This is a genomic window from Methylobacterium aquaticum (genome assembly GCF_001043915.1).
In the GTDB taxonomy this organism is placed as follows: domain Bacteria; phylum Pseudomonadota; class Alphaproteobacteria; order Rhizobiales; family Beijerinckiaceae; genus Methylobacterium; species Methylobacterium aquaticum.
In genome coordinates, this window is record NZ_LABX01000206.1 from 1 (window position 1) to 14,371 (window position 14,371).

At 71.6% G+C, this 14,371-nt stretch carries 16 protein-coding genes; 11 read left to right on the top strand and 5 right to left on the bottom strand.

Annotated features, from left to right (window positions below):
- Nucleotides 1–80: 80 nt before the first annotated feature.
- Together VP06_RS24720 and VP06_RS24725 are read right to left on the bottom strand one after the other, a co-directional pair.
- Nucleotides 81–800, bottom strand: coding sequence for a cytochrome c biogenesis CcdA family protein (locus tag VP06_RS24720; protein WP_048466462.1), 720 nt, complete (start codon nt 798–800; stop codon nt 81–83).
- A gap of 10 nt (nt 801–810) precedes the next feature.
- Entirely contained in the window at nt 811–1,224 is a 414-nt protein-coding gene (locus tag VP06_RS24725; RefSeq protein ID WP_048466463.1) for a thioredoxin family protein, read from the bottom strand.
- Between the two features lie 143 nt (nt 1,225–1,367).
- On the opposite strand from VP06_RS24725, the gene VP06_RS24730 reads away from it, so the two are divergent.
- Nucleotides 1,368–1,922 carry a sigma-70 family RNA polymerase sigma factor gene (locus VP06_RS24730; protein WP_245291300.1) on the top strand — a complete coding sequence of 185 codons (555 nt, stop codon included), beginning with the start codon at nt 1,368–1,370 and terminating at the stop codon, nt 1,920–1,922.
- Nucleotides 1,919–2,551: an NrsF family protein gene (locus VP06_RS24735; RefSeq protein WP_048466465.1), complete on the top strand. Its 633-nt coding sequence runs from the start codon at nt 1,919–1,921 to the stop codon at nt 2,549–2,551. The genes VP06_RS24730 and VP06_RS24735 overlap by 4 nt, the downstream gene beginning before the upstream one ends.
- A gap of 704 nt (nt 2,552–3,255) precedes the next feature.
- Here the strand turns inward: VP06_RS24735 and VP06_RS24740 are convergent.
- On the bottom strand, nt 3,256–4,149 hold the full coding sequence (locus VP06_RS24740; RefSeq protein ID WP_048466466.1) for a LysR family transcriptional regulator: 894 nt from the start codon (nt 4,147–4,149) through the stop codon (nt 3,256–3,258).
- Nucleotides 4,150–4,238: 89 nt separating this feature from the next.
- On the opposite strand from VP06_RS24740, the gene VP06_RS24745 reads away from it, so the two are divergent.
- The gene (locus VP06_RS24745) at nt 4,239–4,682 is read left to right on the top strand and encodes a PACE efflux transporter (protein ID WP_048466467.1); all 444 of its coding nucleotides are present in this window, start codon (nt 4,239–4,241) and stop codon (nt 4,680–4,682) included.
- Nucleotides 4,683–4,695: 13 nt separating this feature from the next.
- Here the strand turns inward: VP06_RS24745 and pobA are convergent, their stop codons facing one another.
- Nucleotides 4,696–5,895, bottom strand: coding sequence for a 4-hydroxybenzoate 3-monooxygenase (pobA, locus tag VP06_RS24750; protein WP_048466468.1), 1,200 nt, complete (start codon nt 5,893–5,895; stop codon nt 4,696–4,698).
- Between the two features lie 151 nt (nt 5,896–6,046).
- On the opposite strand from pobA, the gene VP06_RS24755 reads away from it, so the two are divergent.
- The 3 genes from VP06_RS24755 to VP06_RS24765 all read left to right on the top strand — a co-directional run bounded on the left by VP06_RS24755 (nt 6,047) and on the right by VP06_RS24765 (nt 8,535).
- Nucleotides 6,047–6,946 (top strand): helix-turn-helix domain-containing protein, encoded by a 900-nt coding sequence (locus VP06_RS24755; protein ID WP_048466469.1) that lies wholly within the window; start codon nt 6,047–6,049, stop codon nt 6,944–6,946.
- On the top strand, nt 6,943–7,863 hold the full coding sequence (locus VP06_RS24760) for an aldo/keto reductase (protein WP_048466470.1): 921 nt from the start codon (nt 6,943–6,945) through the stop codon (nt 7,861–7,863). Before VP06_RS24755 ends, VP06_RS24760 begins: the two co-directional genes overlap by 4 nt.
- 279 nt (nt 7,864–8,142) lie before the next feature.
- Nucleotides 8,143–8,535, top strand: a complete 393-nt coding sequence (locus VP06_RS24765; RefSeq protein WP_048466471.1) for a hypothetical protein — start codon at nt 8,143–8,145, stop codon at nt 8,533–8,535.
- A 65-nt stretch (nt 8,536–8,600) separates the two neighbouring features.
- Here VP06_RS24765 and VP06_RS24770 read toward each other — a convergent pair whose 3' ends face one another.
- Nucleotides 8,601–9,329, bottom strand: coding sequence for a LexA family transcriptional regulator (locus tag VP06_RS24770; protein WP_245291301.1), 729 nt, complete (start codon nt 9,327–9,329; stop codon nt 8,601–8,603).
- Nucleotides 9,330–9,810: 481 nt separating this feature from the next.
- Here VP06_RS24770 and VP06_RS36625 point away from each other — a divergent pair, with 481 nt between their 5' ends.
- The 5 genes from VP06_RS36625 (at nt 9,811) to VP06_RS24790 (ending at nt 14,213) form a co-directional block, all read left to right on the top strand.
- On the top strand, nt 9,811–9,957 hold the full coding sequence (locus tag VP06_RS36625) for a hypothetical protein (protein WP_156295752.1): 147 nt from the start codon (nt 9,811–9,813) through the stop codon (nt 9,955–9,957).
- Between the two features lie 34 nt (nt 9,958–9,991).
- Nucleotides 9,992–10,651, top strand: coding sequence for a transcription termination/antitermination protein NusG (nusG, locus tag VP06_RS24775; protein WP_048466472.1), 660 nt, complete (start codon nt 9,992–9,994; stop codon nt 10,649–10,651).
- A gap of 259 nt (nt 10,652–10,910) precedes the next feature.
- Nucleotides 10,911–11,558, top strand: coding sequence for a hypothetical protein (locus VP06_RS24780; protein ID WP_048466473.1), 648 nt, complete (start codon nt 10,911–10,913; stop codon nt 11,556–11,558).
- Between the two features lie 22 nt (nt 11,559–11,580).
- Nucleotides 11,581–12,948, top strand: coding sequence for a phage terminase large subunit (gene terL, locus VP06_RS24785; RefSeq protein WP_048466474.1), 1,368 nt, complete (start codon nt 11,581–11,583; stop codon nt 12,946–12,948).
- Nucleotides 12,948–14,213 carry a DUF1073 domain-containing protein gene (locus VP06_RS24790; protein ID WP_048466475.1) on the top strand — a complete coding sequence of 422 codons (1,266 nt, stop codon included), beginning with the start codon at nt 12,948–12,950 and terminating at the stop codon, nt 14,211–14,213. The genes terL and VP06_RS24790 overlap by 1 nt, the downstream gene beginning before the upstream one ends.
- Nucleotides 14,214–14,371 lie beyond the last annotated feature (158 nt).

The window sequence follows — 14,371 nt, forward strand, 5'->3', positions numbered from 1 at the left end:
GTTGCGGGGTGGGGGTGATGGGGAGGAGGCGCGGTAGGGTCGCCGGTTGAACCTGCCCGGACCGCGCCGGTCACGCCCGATCAGAAGCGCGTGGTGAGGTCCGTCAGCCAGGCCGGAGACGCATCGACCAGCACCGTCTCGAGCCGCTTGTCGTAGCCCGAGAGGATCAGCACGGCCGCCAGAACGAGAACGACACCGAACAGCCGCTTGATGGGACCGCTGGCCGACCGCATGCGGTTTCGCCACCGCATCATCGCCTCCCGGGACAGGAACCCGAGCAGCAACAGCGGCAACGCCGCGCCGAAGCCGAAGGCGAGCATCGTCACGGCAACCGCCGGCAGGTTCTCGGCATTCGCCGCCGCGAGCGATGCGGCGCCGAGCGTCGGGCCGACACAGGGGCTCCAGACGGCACCGAGCAGCAGACCGACACCGAACTGGCCGATCCATCCCTCCGTCGAGAAGCCGCCGAAGCGGTTCTCGGTCCAGGCCCCGATCGGGCTTGCGGCCAGGGCGAAGCGGGCCTGAAACGCCGGCACGAGGAGGATCGCGCCGATGCTCAAGAGCAGGATCGAGGCGGCGGTGCGAAACAGGCTCGCATCGAGGCCGATCGCAAATCCGACGGTGGCGACGAGGATGCCGATCACCGTGAAGGAGAGCGCGAGGCCGCCGCTGAGCGCGAGCGCGCCGAGGCGATGCTGCGAGGCGGCCGCTCCCAGCACGATCGGCAGGAGCGGCAGGACGCAGGGTGACAGGATCGAGAGGATGCCCGCGATGAACGCGAAGCCGACCGTCGCGAGCATGGATCCGCCCTTAGATCGACGTGTCGAGTTGCGCCGCGATCGCAGCCTTGTCGGTCACGCCGGTCGAGCGGCCGACCTCCCGGCCGCCCTTGTAGGAGATCAGCGTGCTCTGCATCCGCACGCCGAGTTCCTTGAGCGCGTCCTTCTGGCTGTCGAAGTCGACGTGCAGCACGGTCATCTTGGCGAACCGGGGATCGGCAAGCAGCTCGGACAGGATCGGCTTCTGTGCCTTGCAGGTCGGGCACCACGGCGCGGTCACGTCGATCAGGATCGGCCCGCCCGCCTTCTTGGCGGCCTCGAAGGCTGACGACGTGAACGCCTTGGTCTCGGCCGCGCTGGCGGTTCCGACGAAGGACGATGCCGGAAGGGCAACGGGCAGCGCGAGCGCGAGGGCGCAAGCGAGAAGGACCGGACGACGCAGCATGGATGGCTCCTCCGCGAGGCCGCGATCTCCGGCCCGCATCCTGTCCTTCGATGTGGCCGGGATGGCTGTTACAGGGGAGCCGCAAACAATTTCGTCGGGCGGCGCTGTAACGCCGGGACACGACCCTGCGTAGGGTTGGGCAGGTGACACTCAGCGAGCCAGATCTGACCGCCGCGATGACGGCGGCCCTCCAAGGCAGGGAAGACGCCTACGCATTGGCGCTGGTCGCCATCGCGGCGCTCGTGCGGACCCGGGTCCGGCGACGGCTCAGGAGCAATTGGGCGGATGTGGAGGATGTCGTACAGGAGACGCTGCTCAGCATCCACCTGAAGCGCGGGACATGGGACCCATCGCGCCCGCTCGTCCCCTGGGTCCATGCCATCGCCGACCACAAGCTCATCGATTGGGCACGACGCAAAGGCCGCCAGAACCGATTGATCGCCGACGGTATCACCGTCGACACGCTGGTCGACGTCGTGCCGGCACCGGAGGAGGACGTGTTCGGCATCGATCTCGATCGCCATCTTGCCGTTCTGTCTCCCCGCGAACAGGTTGTGGTCCGGGGATTGGCGGTCGAAGGCCGCTCCGTGCGCGATGTCGCCGCGACGCTCGGCCTGCGGGAGGGGGCGGTTCGTGTCGCGCTCCATCGCGGGCTCAAGCGGCTGGCGTCGGCAGCCCGGAAGGGAATTGTGTCATGAAGACGACCAACCTGATCGCTGTGCTGGCGGCGGATGCGCGACCCACGAAACCCGTGGGGCGCTCCTTGGTCATCGCGGGTCTGAGCGGTGGAATCGTGGCCGGCCTGCTCTTCGTCGCGCTGGTCGGTGTCCGGGCCGATCTGCTGGCCGCGCTTGCCAACCCCCGGGTGGTGTTCAAGTTCCTGTTCACCGCGGTGACCGCGATGGCCGCGCTGGCCGTGGCCGCAAGGGTCTCGTGCCCGGACCGGGCCGGCCCGCCGATCGGCGTCCTGCTCGCTCCCCTGTTGCTGCTCGGGGCCGCAACCGGCCTCGATATGGCGGTGACGCCACGGTCGTCCTGGGCGCAGGCCGCCATCGGGATATCGCCCCTCGCCTGCCTCACGATGATCGTGGTGACGTCCCTTCTGCCCGCATTCTGCCTGCTCTGGGCCGCACGGGCGGGTGCGCCCCGCCATCCTGCCAAGGCGGGCGCCGCGGCCGGCCTCGCCGGAGGCGCGGTGGGTGCAGGGATCTTCTCGTTCTATTGCCCGAACGACTCCACGTTGTTTGTCGCGCTCTGGTACGGCTTCGGGATGGTGCTCACGACCGGCTTGGCGGCGCTCGTCGGTCGACGGTTCCTGCGCTGGTAACGCCGACAGCCGTTGACACGGACCTTTCACACGGTGTCCGAACGATCCGGTCGGGAACCGTATCAGCAAGCCCGCGCGGCGATTGAGCGAAGCCGGTTTTCCGCCTCGCGACGCGATCCATCGGCAACCGTTTCAGCCTCACCGTCGCGTGCGGACGCTCGCCGACGGCACGGCGACGCTGGGACGATGTGAGGTCCCTGCGTGTCAAAACGCCGATCCGGTGATGCCGACGCCTGCGACCCAAACAGGCGAGGACCGTGCGATTGCCGTCCTCTCCCCGATCGCCATCACGCGGTCAGCCGCGATTCCTCCGACCGATCGTGAGGCTAGAGACGTCACGCACCCCCGACGCCCGGCTCCTGACCGCCGAACGCCGTGCCATCGATGGGACGATGGCAAATGGCAAAGCGCGTTGCTGCGAGCGCGGCTCTGCGCGAGAACGCCCCCCGAATGACCAGGGAGAGTGCGGCACGCCGCCGTTCCGGGAGATCGTGCCCCCGTGCACGGGCACCCTCGGGCCGAGGCGCCATCCAACGACCTCGGCCACGTCAAACCCAGGCTCGCACGATTTCCGACTGATCGCTTCGCGATGCAGAGATCGGCTTCGCTCAGGCGTGTGGAGCCGACGGTTCCACCGCGCGGGCTGGCGATCCGACGTCCGGAAGGAATCGTCCGGAGGTTGGATCACACCTCACCCGACCCGCTCACCCCAAGCCACCACCGACCCGCTCGGCCGCAAACCGCTCCCGCAGCCACGCCGCAGCCGGCCCGCACGGCCGCTGCTTGTGCCAGACCAACTCCAGCGCGATCGGCCAATCCCCCTGGTCGAACTGCAAATCCGGCGTGACGAGATGCGGCGCGGTCAGGGAGGCGGCGATGACGTGGTCGGTGACGAAGGCCCAGCCGATCCCGTGCTTGACCATCTCCAGGATCACCCAGTGGCTCTCGACCCACCACACCTCGGCGGCGACCCGCAGGCGGCGCTTCTCGGGGCCGTCGCTGCGGGCGGCGACGAGGATCTGGCGGTGGCGCTTCAGCTCCTCCCACTCCACGCGCGCCTTGGCGAGGGGATGGTCGCGGCCGCAGACGAGCTTGAGCGGGACCCAGCCGATGGTCTGGAAGCCGAGTTCCGTCGGCAGGACCTCCTGGCGCCACATCACACCGAGATCGGCGGCGCCGGACTGCACCATGCGGCTGACATCTTCCATCAACGGAAACAGCAGTTCCAGTTCCACATAAGGAAACCGACGGGCAAATTCGGCGAAGAGGGCGCCCAGCGCGTGCTCGGGGTAAAGCTCGTCGATGGCGACGACCAGCCGGTTCTCCACCCGCTGCTCCAGGCTCGTCGCCACGCCGATCAGGTGCTCGCGCCGGTCGAGCACCACCCGGGCCTCCAGGAGCAACCGCTCCCCCGCCGGGGTGAGGACCGGGTTCCGGCCCGCCCGGCTGAACAGCTCCAGCCCCAGATCCGCCTCGAGATTCGCCACCTGCGTGCTGACGGCCGATTGCGCCTTCCGCAACGCGCGGGCCGCGCCCGAGAAGGAGCCGGCCTCGGCCGCCGCCACGAAAGCCTGGAGCTGGTCGAAGGAGACGGCCATCCATCTGATCCCGCGATACGTCCCAACTTGCCGGCCGGAGTATCGCAGATAGAAGGCGGCGGACCAATCCAAGCGTCCAGAGTCAGACCATGCGCAGCACCCGCGACCGGATCCGCCACGCCCTCCTGTTCGAGGTGATCGGCCTCGCGCTCATCATCCCGCTCGGGACCGTGCTGTTCGGGCTGCACGCCTCCGAGATGGGCGTGATCGGCCTCGGCAGCGCCATGGTGGCGACGGGGTGGAACTACGTCTACAACCTCGGCTTCGACCGGGCGATGCAGCGGCTCACCGGCACCACCCGCAAGAGCCTGGGCCTCCGGGTGGGTCACGCCGTGCTGTTCGAGGCGGGATTGCTGGTGATCCTGCTGCCGCCGATCGCCTGGTACCTCGGCATCGGCCTCGTCCAGGCTTTCGTGATGGATATCGCGATCGCGCTGTTCTACGTGGCCTACGCCTTCGTCTTCAACCTCGCCTATGACTGGGCCTTTCCGCTGAAGGGCTGGAGCGCGGTCGCGGCCGAGCCGTCCCGCTGACAGCCCGCGGGGGTCACGCGCCGATCGGCGCGTGACCGGGCGCCATCGGCAGCCCGACGTAGTTCTCGGCGATCACCGTCTGGGCGGCCTGCGACCCGCGAATATAGGCGAGTTCCGCCACCTGCATCCGGCGCGCGAAGGCGTCCATGTCGGGGAAGCGATGGGTGAGGCCGGTGAACCACCAGCTGAAGCGCTCGGCCTTCCACACCCGGGCGAGCGCCCGGGCCGAATAGCCGTCGAGACCCGATGAATCGCGCTCGCCGTAATGCAGGGTCAGCGCCTCGGCGAGCATCGCGACGTCGGAGACGGCGAGGTTCATGCCCTTGGCCCCCGTCGGCGGCACGATATGGGCGGCGTCCCCGGCCAGGAACAGGCGGCCATAGCGCATCGGCTCGGCGACGAAGCTGCGCAAGGGGGCGATGCTCTTCTCGAAGGAGGGGCCGCGCACCAGCCCGGCGGAGGCTTGCGGCCCTAAGCGTATCTCGATCTCGTCCCAGAAGCGCCCGTCCGACCAGTCCTCGATCCGCTCGTCGAGGCCGACCTGGACGTAGTAGCGGCTGCGGGTGGGCGAGCGCATGCTGGCGAGCGCGAAGCCGCGGGCATGGTTGGCGTAGATCAGCTCGTGGTTGACCGGCGGTACCTCGGCCAGGATGCCGAGCCAGCCGAAGGGATAGACCCGCTCGTAGACCTTGAGCACGTCGGCCGGGATCGCCGCCCGGCCGACGCCGTGAAAACCGTCGCAGGCGGCGACGAAGTCGCAGGCGAGAATCCGCGTCTCACCGCCCTTGGTGAAGGTGACGCTGGGGCGCTCGCCGGTGAGGCCGTCGAGCCGCAGGTCCTCGGCCTCGAACACGATCCGCACGCCGCGGGGCTCGGCGGCGTCGAACAGGTCGCGCATCACCTCCTGCTGGCCGTAGACCGTCACCGCCGCGCCGCCGGTCAGCGCCGCCATGTCGATGCGGAAGATCTCACCGTCATAGGCGAGGTTGGTGCCGGTATGGACCAAACCCTCGGCCTTGAGCCGGGCGTCGAGACCGAGGCTTTCCATCAGCGCGACGGTGCCCTGCTCCAGCACGCCGGCCCGGACCCGTCCCTCGACATAGTCGCGGGTGCGCCGCTCCAGCACCACCGCGTCGATCCCGGCGCGGGCCAGAAGGTGAGCGAGAAACAGGCCGGCCGGGCCGGCGCCGATGATGGCGACCTGGGTGCGCATCTGAGGGTTTCCTTCCATGGCGCCACCGTCTCGGCGGTGGCCGCTCTCCGGCAAAAAAGGTGAACCGCGCCGGGCGGATTGACGATGGACGGGGCAAGGGAAAAATTGGACTTTTCGTCGATCCCGCCCGCCCCGCGAGACACCGCCCGCCATGCGCCGCGATCCCGTCCAAGCCCCTGCGGTGCCGCACTTCTTCCTCTACGGCGAGGCCCCGCGGGACGCCGACGACCGCTTCCTGCATCTCGAAGCCTTGGACGATCGCAGCCGCCCGAACCGCTGGACGATCCGCCCGCATGTCCATTCGGGCCTGCACCAGTTGCTGTTGATCGCAGAGGGCCCGGGCGAGATGCGGGCCGAGGCGGAGCGGCTCGCCTTCGCGCCGCCCTGCCTGCTGGTGGTGCCGGCCGGCACCGCCCACGGCTTCCGCTTCGCCGACGGCACGGTGGGGACGGTGCTGACCCTCTCGGCACGCTATCTGCGCGACCTGTGCGGGCGCGAGCCGGACCTGTCGGCGCTCTTTGCCGGCCCGGCGGCGCTCGCCCTGCCGGAGCCGGGCCCGGTCGAGGAGGCGGTGGCCGAACTCGCCCGGGAACTGGCCTGGGCGGCGCCGGGCCGGCGCGGTGCCATCGAGGCCCATCTGATGCTGGTCCTGGTCGCCGGCCTGCGCCGGCTCGCCGCGACGCGGGAGCCGGCGGCCCCACCGGGACCGCAGGCGCTGCTGACCGCACGGTTCCGCGAGGCGGTGGAGGCGCATCACCGCCGCGAGCGCCCGCTGGCGGCTTACGCCGACGATCTCGGGGTGACCGAGGCGCGGCTGCGCGCCGCCTGCCGGGCGATGACGGGATCGAGCCCCAGCCGGATCATCCGCGAGCGCCGCCTGCTGGAAGCCAAGCGCAGCCTGCTCTATTCCGACCTCGGCATCGCCGAGATCGCCTATGGCCTGGGCTTCACCGACCCGGCCTATTTCTCGCGCTTCTTCGCCAAGGGCACCGGGGAATGCCCGCGGGCGTTTCGGGACAGGCGCGGCGCCGACAAGGGAGAGACGCGATGACGAGCACGGCCCGACAAGGACTGACCCGGCAAGGCTTCCTCGGCGCCGCGCTGGCGGCGTCGGTCGGGGGCGTGGCTCACGCGCAAGCCGCCGAGATGCACCGGCGGCCGATCCCGGCGAGCGGCGAGACCCTGCCGGTGATCGGGCTCGGCACCTGGCGCGGCTTCGATGTCGGGACGAAACCCGCCGAGCGGGCGCCGTTGCGCGAGGTCGTGGCGACTCTGCTGGCGAAAGGCGGCCGGGTGATCGATTCCTCGCCGATGTATGGCCGGGCCGAGGCGGTGACCGGCGACCTGGTGAAGGACGCCAGCCCCCGCGAGCGCCCCTTCCTGGCCACCAAGGTCTGGACCACCGGCCACGAGGCGGGAATTGCCCAGATGACCCGGTCGCTCCAGCTCCTGCACACCGAGCGCCTCGACCTGATGCAGATCCACAACCTGCTCGATTGGCGCGTGCATCTGCCGACCCTGCGGGAGTGGAAGGCGCAGGGGCGCATCCGCTATCTCGGCATCTCGCACTACACCGAGAGCGCCTACGACGCCGTCGAGGCCGTCCTGAACGCCGAGCGGCTCGATGTCCTCCAGATCAATTACGCCCTCGACGACCGGGCGGCGGAGGAGCGCCTGCTGCCGCTCGCCGCAGACAAGGGTGTCGCCGTGCTGGTCAACCGGCCCTTCGGCGGCGGCGGGCTGCTGCGCCGCCTCGCGCCGACGCCGCTGCCGGACTACGCCGCGGAGATCGGCTGCACCTCCTGGGCGGAGATCCTGCTGAAGTTCGTGGTCTCGCACCCGGCCGTGACCTGCGCGATCCCCGGCACCGCCGATCCCGGCCACATGGCGGTGAACCTGCGCGCCGGCACCGGCCCGCTGCCGGACGAGCCCTTGCGTCGGCGCATGGCCGCGACCCTGCCGCTCTGATCCCAGACCGGCCGTAAGGAACGGCCAAGTCTCCGCCAGAAGACCGCCGACAAGCGCGGCCATAGCCCAGTCGATCCCCGGACAGGCAGGCCGCGACGCGCCATATTGCTGCCGTTCTGCCTGTGTTAAGGATCCCCCATCCACATCGCTTCTCGTCCAGCGCGCGACCGCCCGGGTTCGCGCAGCGGGACGGTGCGGCCTCGCCGCAACGCTCTGCCACGCCATCACGAAGCGAGCCGGCTCGTCCATGCGGCCGGCGTCGAACAACCAGGGGGTCCCATGCTCAAGTCGTCCGTCGCCGCTCTCGTCCTGTGCGCCGCCCTGCCGGCCAGCCTGCATCCGGCGGCGGCGGAGGGGCGGAGCTTCAACGGGACCTGGGCGGTGCAGCTCGTCACCGAATCGGGGATGTGCGACAGCCGCTACACCGTCTCACTCGCGATCGCCGACGGCGACGTGCGGGTGGCCTCGACGGGTGACGGCGGCGCGACGGTGAGCGGGCGCATCGGGCCGGACGGCCAGGTTGGCCTCACCGTCCGCCACGGCTCGGCCAGCGGCGCCGCCTCGGGCCGGCTCCAGGCCAATTCCGGCGCCGGCACCTGGACCGTCTCCGCCCTCTGCTCCGGCCGCTGGACCGCGCAGCGCCGCACCGCCCGGGTCGCGCAGGCCGACTGACGATTATCGCTGCACGATGCAGCGATCTCCGACCCGCCGGACTTCCTCTATCCGCCGGCCTTGCTTTATCCGCCGGACTTGGAGCCGGCGCAGAACCGGCTCCAGGCTTGCGCGTGGACGGTGCTGATGATGCCCGAGGCCCAGACCAGGCGGCGATCGGGCATCAATGGGGCGTTGTGGCTCTCCAGGTGGTACGAGCCCCGCTGCGAGCCGCGCAGGATCTTCTTCAGGAAGCGCTGCCCCTCCGCCGTCGTCACGGCGGCGTAGAGATCGAGCAGACGGTCCGGGCTCTCGCCCGCCTCGGCGCAGAGCACCACGTCGTCCGGCTCGTATTTCGGATACATCGACAGGCCGGCGACCCGGAACGCGATGGTGCCGTGCGGCACCGGGAACGGGACCGTGATCCGGAACAGGTCGCCATCCGGCCCGGGCTGCTCGTCCCCGGTATCGATCAAGCCGCCGGCACTGATCAATCCCTTCACTCCTACGATCTGACCCACGACGTGGCCGACCTCGTGGCCGCCCTCCGCGACCGGCTCCGGCGCGTCGTCGTCGCCGAACAGCAGCCCCTTGGCGGTGACCCCGACGCCGTCGCGGCGGAAGCGTGCGGCGTAGCGCTCGGCATCGTCCTGGCCGATGGTCCGGGTGCCGGCCTCGTGCGCCCGGTAGCTGCTCTCCGGCCAGGCATTCTGCAACGCCGCGTCCCGCGCCGAGCGGTAACCGGCGGCGATGCGTGCCTGCCGCAGCCGCTCGCCCTGCGCGGCCCGGACCCGATTCTCTCCCGACTGGATCACCTCAGCGATTGCCCCCGATACTTGAGGTATTGAGCAAAATCATTACATCATGTAGTGATTTCGATCGCAAGGATTGCGGCGTGCCACGTCGCTCGCCCGTGCCCGCCCTGCCACTCTACCCCCAGGGCAGCCTTGCGCCGTATCCCTCGTTGCCGGAGTCCTCCGATGGTCAACCGATTCTTCGCAGCCCGCCGTGGCCCGCCCGAGGACGGGACGGCTCAGCCGATTTCGCCGCAGCGGTCACCGGTTCGGCGGCAGAAATCTGCGATCGAGCAAGAATCTCAACGGGCAAAGCGTTGGCCCGCCAAGGCAGGTCTGCTTCGGTGGCGCACCGCCGGGGCGGCGACGGACGATCCGGGCCGGTCGCGCCCCGGCGGGTCTGGCGGCAAATCACCGCAACGGGCGGCCGGCGCGCGGCAGGGCGGGTGCATCCGGGACGGCAAGGCTCGCGCGGCGCGGCGTGCCGGTGCAGGAGGAACGCATGAAGGTTGCCCTGATCGTGCTCTGGACCCTCGCCGCGGGGGTCGGCCTGTTCCTGATGGTGCGCGCCCGGATCGTGCGCGCGACCGAGGCGCTGACGCGGGAGGCCGCCCGCGATACGCCGCCGGATCGCCCCGGCGGGACCTGAGCGACACGGGTCTTCGGCAGCCGGGGAGGGCGGCGTGAGCGGGACCAAGCGCCGCATCGCCCGCCGCCGCCGCGAGGCCATCGCCCAGGGCCGTCCGCCGGCCGACCGGGCCGCCGAGATCCGGCGCCGCCGCCGTCGGCGGGTCCGGCCGGCCCGGATCGTGCTCGCGGCCGACCGGGTCTGGCTCGTCGCCGAGACGAGGCCGCGCTGGGCGGCCCGGGCGGCCCGCGACCTCGAAGCCGCCGGCATCCCCACCTTCGAGCCCCGCGAGGAGATCGAGCTGACCTCGCCCGCGGGCCGCCGCCGCACGGCCCGGGTTCCGCTCCTGCACCGCACGCTCTTCGTCGGGCTGCACGACGACCACGACCTCGCGCAGGTCGAGGGCCATCCGGGCATCGCCCGGGTGCTGTTCCGCGACGGCCGGGCCGTCGTCATCGCGCCGGCCGTGCTCCAGGGCTTCGCCGACGCGATCACCGGCCATGGCAGCGGGGAGGACGGCCGCGACGCGGAGGCGGTGACGGCCGTGCTCTTCGCCCTCGGCGACGCCGTGCGGGTGACGGCCGGACCGCTCGCGGCCCTGAGCGGCACGGTCGAGGGGATCGACCCGGCCCGGCGGCGCTACCGGGTCGCCCTGTCGCTGTTCGGGCGCGAGACCCCGGTGCTGCTCGACGAGGACCAGATCGAGCCCGAGTGAGCCTGAGCGAAAAATTGCGCCCCGCCGAAGAGAACATTTGACGAACATCGGCGGGGCGGGTACAAGGGTTTCAGGTTATCCGGGTCTGCGGCCTGCCCATCAGGGAGGTGGCCGCTCGACTGCCCCGCCACGCGGGGATGTGTCCCCGGACCCGGCCCACGGCATCACCGAGGCGAAGGGCGGCGCGTGTCCGCGAGCGTCCCGCCGCCGGTTGGCTGCTCCGGGCCGGGCGGCGCTCCCCATTGTTCGAAGAGGCGACATGGCCAAGAAGCATTCGGGGACGCACTCGGCACGGCGCGTCATCGACTGGGCGGGCATCGCGGCGGCCTATCGGGCGGAGCCGGGGGCCGGGCCCGCGATCGCGCGGCGCTTCGGCATCAGCCCGGCGACGCTCCGGCGCCGGGCGCGGGCGGAGGGGTGGGGCCGCGACGCCCCACCGGACGCCGCCGCCCCGGCCGGCATCCCCCCGAGCGACGCGCCATCGGGCGAGGCCCGTCCGGGCGACGTTCTGGGCGGCCACCGCCTCGTGGTGGCGCAGGGCGCGACCCTGACCCTGCGGCTCCTCGACGACCTCCAGGCCGCCATCGCGGAGGAATCCGGGCCCGAAGACGGCGCGGAGGAGAGCGGGCTCGCCCGCGCGGCGGCGTTGCAGAAGCGCGTCGCGGCGTTGCGCGACCTCGCCGCCGCGGCGCGGCTGTGGATCGCCCTCGAACGCCAGGCTTGGGATCTCGACGGCAAGACGGACGGCAAGGGAGACGGGAAGCACCGTGACGACACCGCGATCCCCGATCCCGACGCGGCCTTCCGCCTCCTCGACGGGGAGCAGCGCGCCCAGCTCCGGGCCATCGCCGAGCGCCTGGCTGACCGATCCGCCGGCCCTGCTGCGGGCGCTGGACCGGCTCGATAGCGAGGAGAGCCTGGCGGGGTTCGTGCGCCGGGCCTGGCCGGCGATCGAGCCCGGCGCCCCTTACATCCATGGCTGGCACATCGACGCGGTCAGCGCCCATCTCGAGGCGGTCACCGCCGGCGAGATCACCCGGCTGCTGATCAACGTGCCGCCCGGCACGATGAAGAGCCTGCTTGCCGGCGTGTTCTGGCCGGCCTGGGAATGGGGGCCGAAGAACCGCCCCAGCTTACGCACCGTCGCGGTCTCCCACACCGAGCGGCTGGCGCTGCGCGACAACCTGCGCACGCGGCGCCTGATCACCTCGCCCTGGTACCGGACCCTGTGGGGCGAGCGGGTGCGGCTCACCCGCGACCAGAACCGCAAGGCCCGGTTCGAGACCACGGCGACCGGCCTGCGCGAGGCGGTCTCGGCCGGCTCGATCACCGGCTCGCGCGGCGACCGGGTGATCCTCGACGACCCGATCTCGGTCGACGGCGCCAAGTCCGAGCGGGTGCGCGAGGGGATCGCGCAATGGTTCCTGGAGGCGGTGCCGACCCGCCTCAACGATCCCGTCCGCTCGGCGATCGTGGTCATCATGCAACGGCTGCACGAGCGCGACCTGTCGGGCGTGATCCTGGCGAGGAACCTCGGCTACGACCACCTGATGCTGCCGATGGAGTTCGAGCCGGAGCGCGCCTGCGCCACCCGCATCGGCTTCACCGATCCCCGCCGGGAGGCCGGCGAGCTGCTCTTCCCGGCCCGGTTTCCCCGGAACGCGGTCGAGCGCGACAAGGCCGTGATGGGCGACTACGCGGCGGCCGGCCAGTACCAGCAGCGGCCCGCCCCCCGGGACGGCGGGCTGTTCAAGCGCGGCTGGTTCACCCTGGTGCGGGCGGAGCCGGCCGGCTGTCTCGTCGTGCGGGCCTGGGACCTCGCGGCGAGCGTGCCAAGGCCTGGGCGCCAGCCGGACTACACCGCCGGCGTCAAGCTCGCGCGGGCGCCCGACGGACGGCTCTACGTCGTCGACGTGCGCCGCGACCGGCTCTCGGCCGGCGGCGTCGAGCGGCTGATCCTGGCCACCGCCGCCGAGGACGGGCCGGCCTGCCGGATCTCCCTGCCGCAGGATCCCGGCCAGGCCGGCAAGGCGCAGGCGCAATACCTCGTCTCGCGGCTTGCCGGCTACGACGCGCGGGCCAGCCCCGAGAGCGGCGACAAGGCGACCCGCGCCGCCCCGGTCTCGGCCCAGGCCGAGGCCGGCAACCTGCACCTCGTCGCCGGCCCGTGGAACGGGGCCTTCCTCGACGAGCTGTGCGCCTTCCCCAACGGCGCCTTCCTCGACCAGGTCGACGCCCTCTCGCGCGCCTTTTCGGCGCTGGCCCGGCCGGGATACGGCCTGCTCGGAGTCCTGTGATGTGGCTCGCCGACCGCCTCGCCAACCTCGTCTCCGGCCTCGGCGGCCCGCGGGACAAGAGCACCGGCAACCTGCACGTCCACGTGCCCCGGGCCCGGAGCGAACTCGACGCCGCCTACCGGGACAACTGGCTCGCCCGCAAGGTCGTCGACATCGTGCCCTTCGACATGCTGCGCGAGTGGCGCGCCTGGCAGGCCCCACCCGAGGTCGCGGCGGCCCTGGCGGCGAGCGAGGAGCGCCTTGCCTTGCGCGACCGCCTGCTGCGGGCTCTGCGCCTGGCGCGCCTGCATGGCGGCGCCGCGCTCCTGATCGGCGACGGCGCCCCGGATCCGAGCCTGCCGCTCGATCCCGAGGCGGTCGGGCAGGGGGGCTTGCTGTATCTCCACGTCCTGCCCCGCGGCCGGATCCAGGCCGGCGCCATCGAGCGCGATCCGCTCTCGCCCTGGTTCGGCGAGCCGCAGGTCTACACGCTCGCCGGCGGGCAGGCGGTGCATCCCTCCCGGGTGGTGCGCCTCCTCGGCGCGGCCCTGCCGGAGGATGCGCTCGGTGACGGCTGGGGCGACAGCGTGCTCCAGGCCCTCCTGGAGGCGATCGACCAGGCGACGGCAGCCGCCGCCCACATCGCCGCGATGCTGCCCGAGGCCAAGCAGGACGTGATCTCGGTGCCGGGCCTGTCGCAGCACCTCTCGACCGAGGACGGCACCCGTCAGGTCACCGAGCGCTTCGCCTACGCGGCCCGGATGAAGGGCCTGTTCGGGATGCTGCTGCTCGAAGGCGACGGCCGCTCGCCGGAGGGCGAGCGCTACCAGCAGAAGCAGCTCGATTTCTCCGGCCTGCCGGAGGTGGCCCGCCTCTTCCTCCAGGTCGCGGCGGGTGCGGCCGACATCCCGGTGACGCGGCTGCTGGGCCAGTCGCCCGCCGGCCTCAACGCCACCGGCGAATCCGACATCCGCAACTACCACGACCATGTCGCGGCCCGGCAGACCGTCGAACTGACGCCGGCCATCGCCCGCCTCGACCGGCTCCTGATCCGCGACGCGCTCGGCCGCGACGAGCCGTCCCTGCGCTACGCCTGGCGGCCGCTCGCCCAGGCGAGCGAGCGCGAGAAGGCGGAGATCGGCCGCCTCAAGGCCGAGACCGCCACGATGCTGGCCCGCGAGGGCGTGGTGCCGGCCGAGATCCTCGCCCGCGGCGTCGAGGGCTGGCTCTCCGCCGCCGACCTCTTCCCCGGCATCGCCGCGGCCTTCGGCCGGCCGGCGGCCTGAGCCGGGATTTCACCCCCTCCCGAGCCGGCCCAGTGCAGTCATACCAACGGTCGTTGGAAACGACCGTTGGTTCGGTTCTCGAATTGTCGCCAAGCCTCCGGCTTGACATCGAAAATTCGAAATGGGTCGACGGCCCGATGCGTCGGCATCTTGGGCCG

Excerpts from the sequence above, each read along its gene's own strand:
- VP06_RS24720 (WP_048466462.1), bottom strand. The coding sequence starts at position 800 with ATGCTCGCGACGGTCGGCTTCGCGTTCATCGCGGGCATCCTCTCGATC.
- VP06_RS24725 (WP_048466463.1), bottom strand. The coding sequence starts at position 1,224 with ATGCTGCGTCGTCCGGTCCTTCTCGCTTGCGCCCTCGCGCTCGCGCTG.
- VP06_RS24735 (WP_048466465.1), top strand. The coding sequence starts at position 1,919 with ATGAAGACGACCAACCTGATCGCTGTGCTGGCGGCGGATGCGCGACCC.
- VP06_RS24740 (WP_048466466.1), bottom strand. The coding sequence starts at position 4,149 with ATGGCCGTCTCCTTCGACCAGCTCCAGGCTTTCGTGGCGGCGGCCGAG.
- VP06_RS24745 (WP_048466467.1), top strand. The coding sequence starts at position 4,239 with ATGCGCAGCACCCGCGACCGGATCCGCCACGCCCTCCTGTTCGAGGTG.
- pobA (WP_048466468.1), bottom strand. The coding sequence starts at position 5,895 with ATGCGCACCCAGGTCGCCATCATCGGCGCCGGCCCGGCCGGCCTGTTT.
- VP06_RS24755 (WP_048466469.1), top strand. The coding sequence starts at position 6,047 with ATGCGCCGCGATCCCGTCCAAGCCCCTGCGGTGCCGCACTTCTTCCTC.
- VP06_RS24760 (WP_048466470.1), top strand. The coding sequence starts at position 6,943 with ATGACGAGCACGGCCCGACAAGGACTGACCCGGCAAGGCTTCCTCGGC.
- VP06_RS24765 (WP_048466471.1), top strand. The coding sequence starts at position 8,143 with ATGCTCAAGTCGTCCGTCGCCGCTCTCGTCCTGTGCGCCGCCCTGCCG.
- VP06_RS36625 (WP_156295752.1), top strand. The coding sequence starts at position 9,811 with ATGAAGGTTGCCCTGATCGTGCTCTGGACCCTCGCCGCGGGGGTCGGC.
- VP06_RS24780 (WP_048466473.1), top strand. The coding sequence starts at position 10,911 with ATGGCCAAGAAGCATTCGGGGACGCACTCGGCACGGCGCGTCATCGAC.
- VP06_RS24790 (WP_048466475.1), top strand. The coding sequence starts at position 12,948 with ATGTGGCTCGCCGACCGCCTCGCCAACCTCGTCTCCGGCCTCGGCGGC.